General features: G+C 59.5%; 14 protein-coding genes. 4 read left to right on the top strand and 10 right to left on the bottom strand.

Translation table 11 applies throughout. The features are described from left to right. Positions 1-5 precede the first annotated feature (5 nt). From LARV_RS04175 to LARV_RS04125, 10 genes are all read right to left on the bottom strand, one after another. Positions 6-680, bottom strand: a complete 675-nt coding sequence (locus LARV_RS04175) for a DedA family protein (RefSeq protein ID WP_075072449.1) — start codon at positions 678-680, stop codon at positions 6-8. A gap of 27 nt (positions 681-707) precedes the next feature. Continuing rightward, positions 708-1,910, bottom strand: a complete 1,203-nt coding sequence (locus LARV_RS04170) for a PrsW family glutamic-type intramembrane protease (protein ID WP_075072448.1) — start codon at positions 1,908-1,910, stop codon at positions 708-710. Then, positions 1,910-3,196: a peptidylprolyl isomerase gene (locus tag LARV_RS19835; RefSeq protein WP_083522308.1), complete on the bottom strand. Its 1,287-nt coding sequence runs from the start codon at positions 3,194-3,196 to the stop codon at positions 1,910-1,912. The genes LARV_RS04170 and LARV_RS19835 overlap by 1 nt, the downstream gene beginning before the upstream one ends. A 55-nt stretch (positions 3,197-3,251) precedes the next feature. Further along, entirely contained in the window at positions 3,252-3,887 is a 636-nt protein-coding gene (tmk, locus tag LARV_RS04155) for a dTMP kinase (RefSeq protein WP_075072447.1), read from the bottom strand. Between the two features lie 30 nt (positions 3,888-3,917). Continuing rightward, positions 3,918-5,546, bottom strand: coding sequence for a R3H domain-containing nucleic acid-binding protein (locus LARV_RS04150; protein ID WP_075075108.1), 1,629 nt, complete (start codon positions 5,544-5,546; stop codon positions 3,918-3,920). Between the two features lie 8 nt (positions 5,547-5,554). After that, positions 5,555-6,409 carry a hypothetical protein gene (locus LARV_RS04145; protein WP_075072446.1) on the bottom strand — a complete coding sequence of 285 codons (855 nt, stop codon included), beginning with the start codon at positions 6,407-6,409 and terminating at the stop codon, positions 5,555-5,557. A 92-nt stretch (positions 6,410-6,501) separates the two neighbouring features. After that, the gene (gene pdxT / locus LARV_RS04140) at positions 6,502-7,095 is read right to left on the bottom strand and encodes a pyridoxal 5'-phosphate synthase glutaminase subunit PdxT (RefSeq protein ID WP_075072445.1); all 594 of its coding nucleotides are present in this window, start codon (positions 7,093-7,095) and stop codon (positions 6,502-6,504) included. Between the two features lie 4 nt (positions 7,096-7,099). Next, positions 7,100-7,987 (bottom strand): pyridoxal 5'-phosphate synthase lyase subunit PdxS, encoded by an 888-nt coding sequence (gene pdxS / locus LARV_RS04135; RefSeq protein WP_075072444.1) that lies wholly within the window; start codon positions 7,985-7,987, stop codon positions 7,100-7,102. A 210-nt stretch (positions 7,988-8,197) separates the two neighbouring features. Then, entirely contained in the window at positions 8,198-11,155 is a 2,958-nt protein-coding gene (locus LARV_RS04130) for a cation-translocating P-type ATPase (protein ID WP_075072443.1), read from the bottom strand. A gap of 65 nt (positions 11,156-11,220) precedes the next feature. Beyond that, positions 11,221-12,501 (bottom strand): glucose-1-phosphate adenylyltransferase, encoded by a 1,281-nt coding sequence (locus tag LARV_RS04125; RefSeq protein ID WP_236709922.1) that lies wholly within the window; start codon positions 12,499-12,501, stop codon positions 11,221-11,223. Between the two features lie 309 nt (positions 12,502-12,810). Here LARV_RS04125 and LARV_RS04120 point away from each other — a divergent pair, with 309 nt between their 5' ends. The 4 genes from LARV_RS04120 (at position 12,811) to LARV_RS04105 (ending at position 16,815) form a co-directional block, all read left to right on the top strand. Further along, complete coding sequence (locus tag LARV_RS04120) at positions 12,811-13,827, top strand: acyltransferase (protein ID WP_075072442.1); 1,017 nt, start codon at positions 12,811-12,813, stop codon at positions 13,825-13,827. Positions 13,828-13,864: 37 nt separating this feature from the next. Continuing rightward, positions 13,865-14,560: an aspartate/glutamate racemase family protein gene (locus tag LARV_RS04115; protein ID WP_075072441.1), complete on the top strand. Its 696-nt coding sequence runs from the start codon at positions 13,865-13,867 to the stop codon at positions 14,558-14,560. 5 nt (positions 14,561-14,565) lie between these two features. Continuing rightward, complete coding sequence (locus LARV_RS04110; RefSeq protein WP_201785873.1) at positions 14,566-15,267, top strand: HAD family hydrolase; 702 nt, start codon at positions 14,566-14,568, stop codon at positions 15,265-15,267. A gap of 159 nt (positions 15,268-15,426) precedes the next feature. After that, positions 15,427-16,815, top strand: a complete 1,389-nt coding sequence (locus LARV_RS04105) for a hypothetical protein (RefSeq protein ID WP_075072440.1) — start codon at positions 15,427-15,429, stop codon at positions 16,813-16,815. The last annotated feature ends 61 nt before the right edge of the window (positions 16,816-16,876 follow it).

The raw sequence follows: 16,876 nt of genomic DNA, 5'->3' as shown, positions 1-16,876 counted from the left end.
ATCGATCAGGCCTCGATTTCGGGCTTGGGTTGTGGTTCCTTTTGTTTCTTCTCCGATCGCGCCTTGAGCACCTCATATACGGCCGGCAGCAGGGAAATGAAGATGATGGCCAGCACGATCAACGAGAAATGCTCCTGCACGAACGGCAGATTGCCAAAGAAATAGCCGCCGAAGATGAATAACGCTGTCCACAGGACGCCGCCGAAGATGTTGTAGGTGATGAAATGGACGTACGACATCTTGCCGATCCCTGCGACAAAGGGCGCGAAAGTGCGGATGATGGGGATGAAGCGCGCCAGGAAAATGGTGATGTTGCCGTGCTTCTCGTAGAAGGTCTGCGTACGGTCCAGATATTCTTTCTTCAGGAAGCGGTTGCCAAACAGTTTTCGGCCGAAGAAATGGCCAATCCAGTAATTGGCCGTATCGCCCAGCACAGCAGCCGCCGCCAGCAGCAGGTACATCCACTGCACGTGCAAAATGCTATCCGGCAGGGCGGAAAGCGCCCCGGCCGCGAACAGCAGTGAATCGCCCGGCAGAAACGGTGTAAAAACCAACCCGGTTTCGATAAAAATCACCACGAACAGCACCAGATACGTCCATCCCCCTACCGAATTGATGATCTGGGTAAGGTAATGATCCATGTGCAGAATAAAGTCAATTCCCAAACTAATCAGGTTCATCCATTCACTCCATAACCGTCATCAGACTCAAATGCGCGCGCCTTCGACAGCCGGCGCGCGTAAACGGCGGTTCAATACCACTAAAATCACAACCATGATCAGGCTCAGGCCGCCCAGGAAATAGGGTGAAGCCGTCGCCAGACCCTGTAATCGATCGGTAAGAAAGGGAATTTCCACCAGCGCGGGTAGAATTCCGGCCGTGTTCCAGAGACTGTGCAACACGACCGCGCCCAGATAGGTCAACCCCAGGCGCAGATATCGTTTTTCTCCCAGCGCCGAGCCCAGCCCCCAGCCGACCAGTCCGGCAGTGGTGACGTGCAACAACATCGTGCCGGTGCGCGCCAGCGCGAAAGTAATGAAACCGTCCGCCGAGGCGCTCGACAGATAACCCAGGCTTTCAAGCAGGGCAAACATACCGCCGCTCAAGGCGCCGGCTGCAAAACCGGCTGCGGGGGTCAATTTTCGGCCGGCTAAAAACCACACGCCCAGCGGTTTGAACAATTCTTCGATCAACGGCACCAATCCGGAGATGAACAGCATCCCCAGCGTCAGAATACCCGGTTGTTCCAGGTAAGGGCGCAATTGATCGAGCACCCGGTTGGGGTCGCTTTGCAAGTTAAAGGATTGACTCAACGTTTGCAATTCGCCCAGCAGCCCGGGTTGTCCCGCCAGGTAGACGCCGAAGCCAACGACGCCCACCAAAAGCACCGCAATCTGGATCAGCAGATTGAGCGGCGGGCCGATGACCAGGCCAAAGGAGGCCACACCCCAGGTACGTTGGGCGCTTTCAGGCGGCAAGCCGCTTCGAACCGCGCTGGTCAACCAGAAGACCGGGATGCCCACCACGAGGATCAGCAGTGGCGGCAAAAAGAGCCAGGACTGCGAACTGCCGGCGGTGGCGTTGGCAAGGACCAGCGCCAGCGGCCACAACAGTAAAAGCAGGCTGGCAAAAACCAGCCTGCGGCGTCCGCCTCGCATCCATGGAGCGTGTCCCATCAGGCTGCGCACCGCCAGCACTGCCGAAGGCAGGCAAATCGCAGCCACCAATAATCCGCCCCAAGCCATCGTCAAAACACTGGTGATCTGCTGGCCGTCTGTCGAACCATCGATCAGCGGCATCACCCCCAAAAGCGCCAGCAGGCCAGCTCCTCCCAGCCCGAAGAGAATTCCCAGCAGGCTGATGAGGAGCTGACCGAATGAGCCCCAGTTGAAACGATTTTCCGAAGGCACTACTTTTCCTCGATGGTCACGCTGTTGATCATGTCCGGATCAGCCAGCACGGCGTCGTTCTGTGGATCGCGCAGAGTCAACGACTTGACGACATCCAGGCCCTCGATCACCTTTCCAAAAACGGTATAGCTGCCATCCAGGTTGGGAGCCGCGGCCAGGGTGATGAAGAACTGGCTGCCGTTCCGGTTGGCGCCCGAATTGGCCATGCCCACCATGCCGGCGGCGTCGAACTTCAGGTCGTTGGTTTCATTCTTGAACAGGTATCCCGGGCCGCCTGCGCCGGTGCCGCTCGGATCGCCAGATTGGGCCACGAAGTCGGCCACCACCCGGTGCCAGGGGATGTTATTGAACCAGCCATCCCGCGCCAGGAAGACAAAGCTGTTCACCGCCAGCGGAGCCTTATCAGGGTAGAGTTCGATGACGATCTTGCCCTTGGTGGTATCCAACGTGGCCGTGTAGCTCTTGCTGGCATCGATCACCGTCGGCGGGCAGGCCGTGTACTGCTTATCCTTGAAGCCCCACAGATCCAGGATCAACTGCAGCGTGCTGGCATCGGTGGGAACCTGATCGGCGGGGGTGAAATAGACCTTTCCATCGATCAGAATGTACAACGAAGGCGTACCCGGAATTTGAAGGGTATTCGCCGCAGCCTGTTCGTCGGCTACCTTCTTGACGATGGCGTCGCTGACCAGATCCTTGGAGAACTGATCGACATTCAGGCCGTCAATCGTCTTGGCCTGATCGACGATCCAGGTCTTGAAATCATCCACCGACATCGACGTCCAGGTTTCCCAGGTGGCGGTTTTGAAGAGGATGGCGTGCATTTCCCAGAACTTGCCCTGCAGGCCGGCCGCTTCGGCCGCCTGAGCGGAGATGAGCGATTTGTCATGGCTGGGCAGCGGGAAGGGACGATAAACCAGTTGCACCTCACCGGCATGGTCCTCGACGAACTTCTTCAGTCCATCCGAGCTCTGCTGGCAATATGGACATTGAAAATCGCTGTACTCGATCAGGACTACTTTGGCGCCGTCTGCGCCAATTTTCCAGTCCTGATCGGAAACCGGCGGTAAATTCGTATTCTTATCCGTCTGGTCGATGAACAGGGATTCGACCTTGCAGTCGACCACTTCGGTCGGCGTGGGCGTAATGGAAGCACCGGTTTCCGTTGCCGCCTGAGAGGGAGCTGTAGTTACCGTCGCCGTTGCCGCGGGGGTCGCTTGCGCGCCGCAGGCCGAGAGCGCCACAGCGACGAGCATCAATACTGAAATCCAATATGTGCGTTTCAAGGGTTCTTCCTTCTTCTCTCTAATAGATCGTCCTGGGGTGGTTTCCAACCGTATTCTACGCGTTGTGAGCTACCGAAGGAGGTGTCAACCGCGCCAGGACCACCTGGCGCAATGCCGATTGTACCATTTCACGGGATTGGCTGGCATCCAACACCACCCAGCGTTTGGGATCTTCGCGCGCCAGTTCCAGATACCCGGCCCGAACCCGGCGGTGGAATTCCAGCTCGTAGGCATCCATCCGGTTCCACTCGCCCTCGCTCTTTTTTCGGCGCAGCCCGATGGCCGGATCCACGTCCATCAGGATGGTCAAATCCGGGATCAACCCGCCGGTAGCAAAAGCCAGCATCTGGCGAATGGTGTTCAAATCGTTCTTGTGACCGTAACCCTGGTAGGCGATCGTCGAATCTCCGTAACGGTCCGAGATGACCACGCGGTCCTCGGCCAATGCCGGTCGGATGATCTGGGCCACCAGTTGGGCGCGGGCTGCCAGAAACAGCAACGTTTCGGCGCGCGGATCCATGGCCGTGTTGTCGATGCGCATGAGAACCTGGCGCACCTGGTCGCCGATATCGGTGCCGCCGGGTTCGCGCGTGGTCAGCACGTTCCAGCCATCCTCACGCAAAAAAGCGGCCAGATCGGGGAGTTGGCTGGTCTTTCCGCTGCCTTCGGGGCCTTCCAGAGTGATGAACATGGGATGCTTGAGCCTCTATATCGTTCAAAATTAATCGCGGAAAATCCGCACGCGGCGGTTGGGTTCTTTGCCGTATGAATGGGAGACCAATTGTGCCTGGCGGGCCATTTCATGCTGCATGCGCCGGATGGAAGCGACCGCCGGCGGTAGATCGACGAAACGTTGCCCGTCCAGGACGGCCTGAATGGCAGTTTGCGTCTGGCTGGCCGCGCTAACCAGGTCGCCGGGCAGCGGGCTTTCCTCCGGCAGGTTGAACAAGGCCGCCAGCGATTGTTCGATCTGGGCAATGGTGTTGGCGCGCAAGGCGTAGATTTGCAAACCGCGCTCTTCGGCCTGAACGATCGGTTGTTCGCGCGCGCGGTAATAGGCGCGCAGGGTCATCACCACATCGGCCTCTTCCGCTTCGCGCACCACCAGCACCGGCACGCCCAGGCGTTTGGCAGCCTGCATCAGGCGGTTGCGGGCCACGCCATAGGGGAAAACACGGATGGTATGCACGGCGGTAGCCTGGACGGCGTTTTCTTCGGCCGGTTCCTCCCGCATCTCCGCATAATTCGGCGTCGTTCGGACCGGACCGCTCACCCGCTGCGGCCCGCCAAAAGCTTCCGCCGTACCCCGGCGGCCGGCCCCACGTGCCTGGCGGGAAACTGCCTGAGTTGGCGCGGGTTTTTCGATCTGAATTTCTCCGCTGGCAGCGCGCACGCGAATCTCCGGCGCCAGCGGGTAGCCGCGCAGGAGCGCATCCACCGCTGCAGCCACATCGGCATGGACGGCCAGGCGATCGCGCTCCTGAATCTCAACCAGCACATCGAAGGTGGGCGGCGAGCGGCGTTCCAGCACGGTTTTCTGTGTGCCGCGCCGGCGGGCCTCTTCATCCGAGAGCGTCACCGATTCGATGCCGCCGACCAGGTCCGAGAGGGTCGGGTTGAGCAGCAGATTCTCGAGCGTCCGTCCGTGCGCGGTCGCCACCAACTGCACGCCGCGTTCGGCAATGGTGCGCGCAGCAGCGGCTTCCAACTCGCGCCCAATTTCATCGATGACGATCACCTCGGGGTTATGGTTTTCCACCGCCTCGATCATCACCTCATGCTGCAGGGAGGGCTTGGCCACCTGCATCCGCCGGGCCCGGCCGACTGCCGGGTGGGGCACGTCGCCGTCGCCGCCAATTTCATTGGAGGTGTCGACGATGATGGTGCGTTTGCTTTCCGCCAGAATCCGGGCCGCTTCGCGCAGCATGGTCGTCTTGCCGATGCCGGGTTTGCCCAGCAGCAAAATGCTCTTTCCCGTCTCCAGCAGATCCTGGATGATATCGATGGTGCCGTAGACCGCCCGGCCAACGCGGCAGGTCAGGCCAACGATATGCCCGCGGCGGTTGCGAATGGCCGAAATGCGGTGCAGCGTGCGTTCCAGGCCCGCGCGATTGTCGGCGTCCACTTCGCCGATGCGCGAGACGACATAATCGATATCCTCGTGGGCCACTTCTTCGGGCAGCAGCTCGATTTCGCTGTCGACAAAACGCGCCATCGGCTTGCGGCCCAGGTCAAGGATGATTTCCAGTAAATTATCACTGTTATTACCGCGAACAACGGCCTCGGCAATCGGCACAGGCAAAACGCCGAGAAGGGCGTGTAAATCATCTGTTATTCTGCGTTGAGTCATAAATTCGATCAAGGCTCCTGAATTTTCACGGGATCGGTGTTGGACTGGATATTGCGCGCGATGGGCGCGCCGGGTTCAGCCCGATTTTCCAAAATGTTCAAGCGCGGCATAGCCTGCATCGCATGCTGCGCTTCAGCCAGATGGCGCACCAGCAGCGCCTGGCGCGGTCCAACACTGGCCCCCAGATCTTCCAGCGGAGGTTCCAGCCAGGCTTCGTAGGAACGCACCGCCACATAGACAGGCCGCTTGGGCGTCGGATGGAGCCGGGTGATCAGGCTGGTCAGCAATGTGGGCGTTTCTTCCACGTCCGGGTGGATCAACGGGCGCAGGTAAACGCCGTTCGGCCCGCCGATCACCTCCACATAGGCGGCCAGTTCACCGCCCCGGTGGAAGATCATGCCGTGCGAAAGGTGCAGATTCAACGGTTCAGCGGCCTGCACCAGGGGCGGTATCACCAGATTGTGCAGGTTTCGGACCGCATGTTCATCGATGCCGGCGGCCGCGTGCCAGTGATTGGGAACCGGCTGGTCCGGAAGCGGGGCATCGATGCGCCAAACGCGCTGGCGGGCATAGGTGGAAAAACCGGCGGCGCGCAGCCCCTCGAAAGCCGGGCTGCGCTCCTCCACCTCGGCCAGCAGGTGAAACGCGCCCCACTCGCCGGCCTGCCAGGCCAGGGCTTCCACCAGCGCGGTCAGCGCCGGCGATGGGAATTGGCCCAGCGGTAAAAGGTAACTCAAACGGGCGCTTTTCTCGCCGCCGTGATAAAAGACCTGGCCGATCAGCGCTGTCGTCCCATCCGAAGACGGGGCGACAGCGGTAAAAAATTCGTTCGTCGGGCGCAGGCGGGTGAGCATGCCGGCCAATTTAAATGGACTTCCATGCGTCAGCCGCAGCGCACTGTCGAGGTACAGTACCTGGTTTCGGTAGCGGAAAACCGCCGGAAGATCATACCAGTCTAACGGTCGAATTTCGATTGCACCAGCTCCAGAAAGTAACGATGGAAACGGTCGTCCTGGGTCAGTTCAGGGTGGAACGAGGTCACCAACCAGCGTCCCTGCCGGGCGGCAACGATCCGTCCGTCGGGAAGTGTGGCCAGCGCCTCGGCCGTCCCCTGCACGGCTTCGATCAACGGCGCGCGGATAAACACGGCATGGTATGCCTTCCCACCGCCGTTCAAATGCCGCAGCGCTGGCACGTCCAGATCGGTCTCGAAACTGGCCACCTGGCGGCCAAACGCGTTGCGTTCGATCACAATATCCATCAGACCCAACACCGGTTGCGGGCGGCCCACCTTACGCGCCATGAAAATGGCCCCGGCGCAGGTGCCCCACAGGGCGTGTTCCGCGGCAAAAGCCTTCAACGGGTCCATCAGATCAAAATCCACGGCCAGCTTGCCGATGGTGGTCGACTCGCCGCCGGGCAGGATCAATCCATCCAACCCCTCCAGGTCGGCCGGCAGGCGCACCTGGACCACATCCACTCCCAGATGCTCGAGCATGACCTGATGCTCATGAAATGCGCCTTGCAGCGCCAGCACCCCAATCCGCATGCGCTTACCAGCCCCGTCCGGCCAGCAGCTCTTTTTCAGGAATGCTGGTGACATTGATGCCAACCATGGCCTCGCCCAAATTGCGGCTGACCTCAGCCAGGACGGCGGGATTGTTGAAGTTCGTGACGGATTTGACGATGGCGGCAGCCCGTTTGGCCGGATCGCCGGACTTGAAAATGCCAGAGCCGACAAAAACGCCGTCCATGCCGAGCTGCATCATCAAAGCAGCGTCCGCCGGGGTGGCCACACCGCCCGCGGCAAAATTGACCACCGGCAGGCGGCCCAATTTTCGGGTCTCAACCACTAATTCGTAGGGGGCGCCCAATTCCTTGGCGAAAGCCATCACTTCTTCATCCTGCAGCGATTGCAGGTGGCGAATCTGACCCATCAAGGTGCGCGCGTGGCGCACGGCTTCCACCACATCGCCGGTGCCGGCCTCGCCCTTGGTGCGAATCATGGCCGCGCCTTCCCCGATGCGCCGCAAGGCCTCACCCAGATTGCGCGCGCCGCACACAAAAGGAACCTTGAAGTTATGCTTGTAAATATGGTTTTCCTCATCCGCGGGAGTCAGTACCTCGGACTCATCAATATAATCCACACCGATCGATTCAAGAATTTGCGCCTCAACGAAGTGACCGATGCGGCATTTGGCCATCACCGGGATCGAAACGGTCGACATGATCCGTTCGATCAAATCGGGGTCGCTCATGCGCGCCACGCCGCCCTGGGCGCGGATATCGGCGGGAACGCGTTCCAGGGCCATCACCGCGCAAGCGCCGGCATCTTCAGCAATGCGCGCATGTTCCGGTGTGACCACGTCCATAATCACGCCGCCCTTGAGCATTTGAGCCAAACCCGATTTCACCGCAAAGGTCGCTACCTGCTGATCCATTCAATCCTCCAAAAAGATAAATGATTACCCTGCCCAGGATGATTCCCGGCCAGGCGGCGTATCCGTACGCTCCCGATTTCGATTCTACCACGCCCGGCAGGGGCAATCAACGGACTCGACACCCGCTGAAAACCTGTGGGATTAGAAGATTCTTATCTGGATCAAAAAGGGCGCACCGGAGTGCGCCCTTAATGTCGGAAAAAGTGATTCTCAGTCGGCTACAGCCTGCGCCTTTGCCTTCGCTTCGGCGCGGCGGTGGAAGTACTTGGTGATTTCTTCGGCGATGGCCGGCAGGAGCGACAGCCCGATCACCATCACCCATTCCCGCAAGGTTGGGAAGTGGGTATCGAACACGTTCTGCAGGAACGGCACGCAAACCACCAGCAGCAGCAGGCCGATGGAAGCGCCAACAGCGTACTGCATCCACTTGTTGGAGAAGAAGCCCAACTTGAAGAGCGAGACGCGTTCTGAGCGGACGGTGTAGGCGCGGAACAGTTCGCATAAGGACAGGGTCATGAAAGCCATGGTCTCGGCTGTGCGCACACCGCCATCCACCAGGTTCCAATCTCCGTGCTGCAGAAGGTAACCCAGACCGGCCAGGCCGGAGGGTACGGGCAGCCCTTCGGCGGCCAGTTCCCAGATCAGGCCGGTGCAGAAAGCCAGCAGCACGGCCGAGGTCTGCATGATGGTCTGGACGATGATGCCCGACCCCATGGTTTTGTTGATGATGGGTTCAGACTTGGCGCGCGGTTTCTGCTCCATCACGTCCGGATCGCCCTTCTCCATGGCCAGGGCCAGGGCCGGGGCGCCGTCGGTGAGCAGGTTCAACCACAGCAGTTGGATGGCGGTCAGCGGGGTGGGCAGGCCGGCCAGCGTGGCCAGGAAGATGACCATGATTTCGGCCACGTTGGACGAAAGCAGGAAGAAGACGAACTTGCGGATGTTGGCGTAGATGATGCGGCCCTGCTCGACGGCCGAGACGATGGTGGCGTAGTTGTCATCCGTCAACACCATATCGGCGGTCTCTTTGGCTACATCCGTGCCGGTAATGCCCATCGCCACGCCGATATCGGCGCGCTTGATGGCCGGGGCGTCGTTGACGCCGTCGCCGGTCATGGCCACCACTTCGTTGTTGGAGCGCAGCGCATCCACGATGCGCATCTTGTGCTCGGGCGAGACGCGGGCGAACACATCCGTCGTCTTGACGGCTTCATTCAGGTCGGCGTCGCTCATTTCATTGAGCTGGGCGCCGGTCAACACATTGTGTCCGGGGCGCAGCAGGCTGATCGATTGGGCGATGGCGCGAGCCGTATTGGGATAGTCGCCGGTGATCATGATGGTGCGGATGCCAGCGCCGCGCGCTTCCACCAACGCCGGTTTGACTTCGGGGCGGGCCGGATCGATCATGCCAACCAGGCCGGCATAGATCAGATCTTTTTCCAACTCGTCGTTGTCTGCCTGTTCGGGCATGGCCGTTATCACGCGGTATGCCATACCCAGCACGCGCAGCGCGTCCTTGGTCAGTTCATCGTTGGCAGCCAGGATGCGCTGCCGGGCAGCTTCATCCAGCGGCTTGACGGTTTTGTCGCTGATATCCAGATAGTGGGTGCACAGACCGAGCACCACATCCGGCGCGCCTTTGACCGCGATGGCATACTGCTCGGTGCGTCCGGCAACCGCTGACGGGGCGATTTCCATGCGCGGATCCACCAGGCTGTGCACGGTGACCATGCGCTTGCGAACCGAGTCGAAGGGGATTTCACCCGAACGCGGGAAGGCCGAATGCATGGCCTCGGTCAGCAGGCCGGCTTTGGCGGCCGCCACCAGGATGGAACCTTCGGTCGGATCGCCGACGATGCGGTGGCTGATTTCGCCGGATTCGGAGGTCAACTGGTCCAGCATGGCGTCGTTGTTCAGCGTGCCAACCCACAGCGTAGTCAGCGCGCCGGGATAGTCGTGCAGGTCGATCTTCTTGCCGTTATAGAAGAACTCGCCTTCGGGTTTATAACCGGTGCCGCTGATATCGATGAAGTAACCGTCCACCCACAGACGGGTGACGGTCATGGCGTTCTGAGTGAGCGTGCCGGTCTTATCCGAGCAGATGACCGTGGCTGAGCCGAGCGTTTCCACCGATGACAACCGGCGGATGAGCGCGTGTCGGCGAACCATTTCCTGCATGCCCAACGCCAGGCTGATGGTCACCACGGCCGGCAGGCCTTCGGGCACGGCCGCAATGGCCAGGCTGACGGCGATCATGAACATGTCGACGACGGCCTGCAAGCCGGCTTCGGTGAAGAGTTGATTGAAACCACCCAGCGAGCCGATGGCGCGGATGAAACCTACCACGAATACCAGGCCACAAATCGCCAGCGAGCCCCACACCAAAATCCGGCCGAGTTCATCCAGGCGGCGCTGCAGCGGGGTCTCTTCCGCTTCCACGGTTTGCAGCATGGTGGCGATCAAACCGAGTTGGGTGTGCATGCCGGTGGAGGCAACCACACCATGGCCGCGTCCGTAGGAAACCACCGTACCCATAAAGACGGTATTCTTGCGGTCGCCCAGCGGAGCATCCGGCAGCAGCACGGCCGCGGCGTTCTTCTGCACGGCCGTCGATTCGCCGGTCAGCGCGGCTTCCTCGACCTTCAGATTGATCGCTTCCAGCAGGCGGACATCCGCCGGGATGAAGTTGCCTGCTTCCAGGAAGACCACATCGCCGGGCACCAGGTCGCGCGCCGGCACCGATGTGCGGTGCCCGTCGCGCAGCACCTGCGCTTCAGGCGCGGCCAGCTTCTTGAGCGCGGCCAGCGCCTGTTCGGCGCGGCTTTCCTGAATTACGCCCAACACGGCATTCAGGATAACGATCGAAATAATGGCAATCGCGTCGACCGTTTCACCTAGTAAAGCCGAAATGATGGAAGCAACGATTAGCAGGATAATGACCAGGCTCTTTAATTGGTCGAAAACCAGCGACAGGAAGGACGGACGAGGCGCTTCCACTAACTGATTGGGGCCGAACTTCGCCAGACGGCGGGCAGCTTCTTCGGAACTCAGCCCGTCCTGAAGGGGCGTCTGGAGTTTTTCCAGGACCTCGTCAGTACTCATGGCATGCCACGTCACCTCGACATCTGAGGCGGCCGGCACGAGGGCTTCTTTTGCTGCTTGTGTCATAAGCACTTCTCCTATTCTCTAAAAATCCGGGCAGAGTCTAAATTTCTGCCCAGTGAAAACCGAATCTAATCCGTTTGGTTCAACAATTCAGGACCGATGGTCAGGCCCGGAAGGAGGGTGGCGTTTTTGGGAATGACCACCACCCCATCCCGCACGAACCAATTTTCGTTGTCGATATCCCGGCAATCGCGCGGGAAAGGCCGGATGATAACCCCCCGCCCGATGTGCGCATTCTTGTCGATGATGGCGCCATCGATGATCGATCCTTCACCGATCCCCATGGGGATGCGCCCGTCATCCGGACTGCTGGCGCTGCTGACCTCATCGTAGTAATCCGAACCCATCAGGATGGTATTGTACAGCTTAACCCCATCCCGAATCTGGCTGCGCACGCCAATGACGCAGTTGCGCAGCTCGGCGTTCTTGATGCAGCAGCCGTCTGACAGCAGAACGTTTTCCAGCCGGCTGTTCTGCAGAACGGTGCCCGGTAAAAATCGGGCATGCGAGTAGATGGGCCGCTTTGGATCGAAGATATTGAAGGGCGGGTTGGGAGAGGCCAGCGCCAAATTGGTTTCGTAGAACGAGCGAATGGTTCCGATATCCTCCCAGTAATCGTTGAAATCGTAGCCCATGACTTTATAATTTTCGATGGCGGTCGGGATGATCTCGCCGCCAAAATCGGTAAATGTGGTGCCCTCCAAAAGCTTGACCAACACCTCGGTTTTAAACAGGTAAATGCCCATCGACCCCAGGAAGGGCCGGTCGGAATTGGGCAGGCTGACCATGGCTTCGAGCGCTTCCGGCTCTTTGGGCTTTTCGGCGAAGCGGGTGATGCGGTAATTTTCACCCCGCTTGAGAATGCCCAACCGCGAAGCGTTTTCGCGCGCCACCGGCTGCACGGCCACGGTGATATCGGCGTCCAGGTCGGCGTGGAAGTTCGCCATCAACCCGTAATCCATGCGGTACAGGTGGTCGCCCGCCAGGATGAGCGTATACGCCGCCCCCGCCGAGCGGATTTCATTGAGCTGCTTGCGCACGGCGTCCGCGGTGCCCTGGTACCAGTCGATGTTGCTCATGGTCTGTTCGGCTGCCCACACCTGCACCCAGCCAACGTGAAATGCGTCGAACTGGTAGGTGCGCGAAATATGGCGGTGCAGGCTGACCGAATTGAATTGAGTCAGCACCGCGATCCGGTAGATGCCGGAATTGATGCAGTTGCTGATCGGGATATCGATCAGGCGGTACTTCCCGGCCATGGGAACGGCCGGTTTGGAGCGCATTTTTGTCAATGGATACAGCCGGCTGCCGCGCCCGCCGCCCAATATGACTGCGAGGATGTTATCCATTGCCATCTCCATGATCGACTCCCTTCTTTACACACTAAACGAACCCTGCACGAATAAGCCAGGTCGAACATAGGTGATTAAATTTTATCTGTCGGGGATGAACATCACAAAAATAAGCATACCTGCTAATCATCCGTTTTTCAATATTACTTTTGTGCTAAATATAGGATGATTCATATATTAAATTTTTTACTGTTGACTAGTCAATCGGATACAGGGAACGCCATCCATTGGCGTTTTTTTAACCTTCCCGCCTGTCAACGCCGCCCTCGGAGACTCGCCTTTCCCGTATACTCTTTTCAACGATCGATGCGACGCAATCCTGCATACGACATTCTGCGCGTCAGCGCCATTTTTTTTGTGGTGTGGCTGCATGTCGCCACCGCGGCCGTCATGCCGGCTGCCGCCCTCGAGCGCCCCGGCTGGCTGTCCGCCGATGTGCTGGCCGCATTCAGCCGCTGGAGCGTACCGGCCTTTGTGCTGCTCAGCGGCGCGCTGCTGCTCGACCGCCCGCTGCACCGCGACCCGCGCCTTTTTTACCGGACCCGTTTCCGGCGCATCCTGCTGCCTCTGCTTTTCTGGAGCGTGTTCTACATTTTATGGATCTTCCTGAACGACCGGCGCATCGATTTCGCGTCCCTCGTTCAGCCGCTGCTCGAAGGCAAGCCCTATTATCACCTTTGGTTCATGTTCATGATCGCCGGGCTCTACCTGGCGGCCCCGTTGATTTCAGCGCTGCGGGCCAGGCTCAAGCCGGCCGGGCAGTTGACCCTGGCCGGGGTCATCCTGGCCGCGGGTATGCTGGATATCTATTTGCGGCGCAATGCCGGCGCTTCGGGCATGTGGTTTCCCTTCCTCTGGCTGCCTTACACCGGCTATTTCCTGCTCGGGCGCTGGCTGGCGGAACACACACCGCGCTTTTCGATCGGTTTCTACGCCGCAGTTTTCGTCCTGAGCTGCCTGCTGACAGCCGCCGTCGCGGCCGGGCTGCTGGCGCTCGGTTCGCCCTCTCTGCCCTGGGACCTGGCATTCGAATACTTCAGTCCCGGCGTGGCACTGGCTGCCGCGGCGGCTTTCCGCTGCTGCCAGCGCCTTGACCCGGCTGCCCTGGAAAATGTCAGCGGCCCTCTGTTCGACCTGGCCGGGTTGACTTTCGGCGTCTATCTGATTCACCCGATCTTCCTGGATTTGTTCATCAAATTCGGTGGGCGCGTCGATGCCGCGCCACCGCTGCTCATCCCGCTGGTTTCTCTGGCCATTTTCGGGCTCTCGCTCGGATTGGCTGCCCTGTTGGCCGCCCACCCGCGCCTCAAGCGTTTGATCTGACCCGCCATCATGCTATAATCCTGCGCAGGAGGCGCCTATGCGTACGATTGGTTTGATTGGCGGCATGACCTGGGAATCATCCGTCGAATATTACCGTATCCTGAACGAACGCGTGGCCCAGCGCCTGGGAGGGTTGCATTCGGCCAAATGCGTGATGGTTTCGATCGATTTCGCACCGCTCGAGATGCAGCAGGAACGCGGCGAATGGGACGAAGCCGGGCGCGAGTTGGCCAAGGCGGCCCGGCAACTGGAACACGCCGGCGCAGAATGCGTACTGATTTGCGCCAATACCATGCACAAAGTGATGGACGCCGTCCAATCCGCGGTGAGCATTCCGCTGTTGCACATCGCCGACGCCACCGCCGCGCGCGTGAAGGCGGCCGGCCTGAACACCATCGCCCTTATGGGAACGAAATACACCATGGAAGAGGGGTTCTATAAGGATCGGCTGAGCCAACGCTTTGGGCTGCGCGTGATCACCCCGACTGCGGCGGACCGCGAAATCATCCACCGCGTCATCTACCAGGAACTGGGCTTTGGCATTCTCCGCCCCGAATCAAAGGCTGCTTACCTGCGCATCATCGACGACCTGGTGGCTCAGGGAGCGCAGGGCGTCATCCTGGGCTGCACGGAGATCGGCCTGTTGGTGAAACAGGAGGACCATCCCGCCCCGCTCTTCGATACCACGCGCATCCACGCTGAAGCGGCCGTGGATTGGGCCCTGCAGGAGTGAAGTCCGTGAAACTTTTCGACATGATCGCTTTCGACGCGGACGATACCCTGTGGGAGAACGAGGTCATCTATTTGCGCACCCGCCAGGTTCTCGAACGGGTGATGGAGCCTTATCGCCCCGCCGCGTGGGTCGCCGAGCGCCTCTACCAGACTGAAATGCGCAATTTGAAGATCTACGGCTACGGCATCAAGTCCTACGGATTGTCGCTGGTCGAGACCGCCATCCAGGTCAGCGATGGGCGCGTCACCGGCCGGGAGATCCAGTCCATTTTGGATGCCGTCAAATCCATGCTGACCGCCGACATTCAACTGCTGCCGCATGTCGCCGAGATCATCCCCCGGCTGGCCCTGCGCTGTCCGTTGATGCTCATCACCAAGGGCGAGCTGCTCGACCAGGAGGCCAAGGTAAACCGCTCGGGGCTGGGAAAGTACTTCCAGCACGTTGAGATCGTCAGCGACAAAACCGAAAGTCAATACGCCGGGTTGCTGGCCCAGCACGCCATCCCGGCCGGACGCTTCCTGATGGTGGGCAATTCCCTGCGCTCGGACGTGCTGCCCGTGCTGGCGCTGGGCGGCAGTGCGGTTTACATCCCCCACCCGCTCAACTGGGCGCACGAGAACGGCGAGAAACCCGATGGGACGCCTGGATTTTACGAGCTCGAGCATATCGGTCTGCTGCCTGAGCTGGTGCAGAAGCTGGAAGAATGATCGTGGCCTGCCGCATTCCGAATGAATATCGGGATGTGGCAGATTTTCAACATCCATTCGATTCGGCCGGGCTGGCGAAATCATAGAATAAAAAAATCGAGGGCCGTTAAAGTCCGATCGCCAGTTACCTTGAAAAATATTCTCCGAAGGGGATCCATCATGGACGAACCATCTTCGCCAGACAGGCTTTCACCTGCGCACGCTTTTTCCTTAATTCTTACGTTTTGCGTGATCAGCGGCATATTCATCTATCTGATCATCTCGAAAAATATCGTCTTAGGCTCCGGTGGCGGGAACTGGGTGTACGGCTATTTGGACCAAAAAGCGTCGCTGCCGCTCTGGATACCGGCGGCCGGTTTTAGCCTGATCGGCATGCTCATTTTCCTCGGCAGCCGGATGATCCGGGACCATGAAAAGATCACCCTGATCGGATGTTTCCTCATCGCGGTCGGCCTCCAGGTCATTTTACAAAGCATCTATCCCATCCGCATGGATCGGATCGTCAGCAGTGACATTGCCAATTCTTTTTACACGGCCGCGCTGGAGCATTCTCCGGGCGAGATCCTGTCGCAGTTCTCCACCCTGGCGCCAGACCTTCCGCTGCACGCCCGCACCAACATGCCGGGAAAGATCCTGCTATTTCAATTCCTGACCCTGTTCTCGAAAGACCCCCAGGTCCTGGGATATCTGATCATCGCCGTTTCGAGCCTGGGTGGGCTGCTGCTCTACGGCATTTGCAAATTCCTGTTTCAGGATCGGCGGACGGCCCTGTATGCCTTCGTGCTCTATACGCTGATCCCGGCCAAACAGGAATTTTTACCCATCCTGAATACCGTCACGCCCGTTTTCATCCTGCTGAGCCTGTACCTTTTCCTGGCCTACCTGAACACCAAAAAACGACGGTATCTGATCCTGCTGGGCATATCGCTCTACATTCTGGTCCTTTTCGAGCCTTCCCCGCTGGTGACGGGCATCCTGTTCGCCGGCATCCTGGCGCACGCCATCGTCCATCGGAAGATCACCTGGAAGGAAATCGCCGGCCTGGTGCTCATCCCGCTCCTTTCCTTCGCCGCGACCTATCTCCTGTTCTGGTGGATCTTCTCATTCGACCTGTGGCAGGCCTTCCAGCATATATGGACCGATGCCAGCGATTTCAACGATCGAGAGCATCGCGGCTACGTGGTCTGGCTCCGCGAAAACGTCAAGGAATTCTTCTACGCGGTCGGGCTGCCGGTCGGGATGGTGTTCGTTTACTGCGCCTTCGATCTTCTCGCGCGCTGGAAAGAGATCATCCGGGGCGCGCGCCGCTGGCCGTTGGAGTGGTTCTACACCTGCGGCCTGATCCTCACCTTCGGTGCCGTGCTGTTCCTCGGGATCAACCGCGGCGAGGTTACCCGCCTGTGGATCTACCTGGCCGTCTTCTTTCAGGTGCCGGCCGCCCTTTTTATGGCGAGGCAGGTCAAAAGCAACGCACTGTTCTTCATCCTGGCCGGAACGATCCTGTTTCAGACCATGATTTCGCTGCAGCGAATTCGATTTATATTGTAGAGCCAATATTTCACAACCGGCTGAAAACCGCCCGCCCGAGAGGAGCGGCGATTTTCAGATT

Source organism: Longilinea arvoryzae (genome assembly GCF_001050235.1).
In the GTDB taxonomy this organism is placed as follows: Bacteria; Chloroflexota; Anaerolineae; order Anaerolineales; family Anaerolineaceae; genus Longilinea; species Longilinea arvoryzae.
This window is presented reverse-complemented; position numbering and strand designations above follow the sequence as displayed.

Bases quoted from the DNA above. Each gene is read 5' to 3' on its own strand.
- pdxS (WP_075072444.1), bottom strand. From the start codon at position 7,987: ATGGATCAGCAGGTAGCGACCTTTGCGGTGAAATCGGGTTTGGCTCAA.
- LARV_RS04105 (WP_075072440.1), top strand. From the start codon at position 15,427: ATGGACGAACCATCTTCGCCAGACAGGCTTTCACCTGCGCACGCTTTT.
- pdxT (WP_075072445.1), bottom strand. From the start codon at position 7,095: ATGCGGATTGGGGTGCTGGCGCTGCAAGGCGCATTTCATGAGCATCAG.
- LARV_RS04175 (WP_075072449.1), bottom strand. From the start codon at position 680: ATGAACCTGATTAGTTTGGGAATTGACTTTATTCTGCACATGGATCAT.
- LARV_RS04125 (WP_236709922.1), bottom strand. From the start codon at position 12,501: ATGGATAACATCCTCGCAGTCATATTGGGCGGCGGGCGCGGCAGCCGG.
- LARV_RS04130 (WP_075072443.1), bottom strand. From the start codon at position 11,155: ATGACACAAGCAGCAAAAGAAGCCCTCGTGCCGGCCGCCTCAGATGTC.
- LARV_RS04150 (WP_075075108.1), bottom strand. From the start codon at position 5,546: ATGACTCAACGCAGAATAACAGATGATTTACACGCCCTTCTCGGCGTT.
- LARV_RS04115 (WP_075072441.1), top strand. From the start codon at position 13,865: ATGCGTACGATTGGTTTGATTGGCGGCATGACCTGGGAATCATCCGTC.
- tmk (WP_075072447.1), bottom strand. From the start codon at position 3,887: ATGTTCATCACTCTGGAAGGCCCCGAAGGCAGCGGAAAGACCAGCCAA.
- LARV_RS04120 (WP_075072442.1), top strand. From the start codon at position 12,811: ATGCGACGCAATCCTGCATACGACATTCTGCGCGTCAGCGCCATTTTT.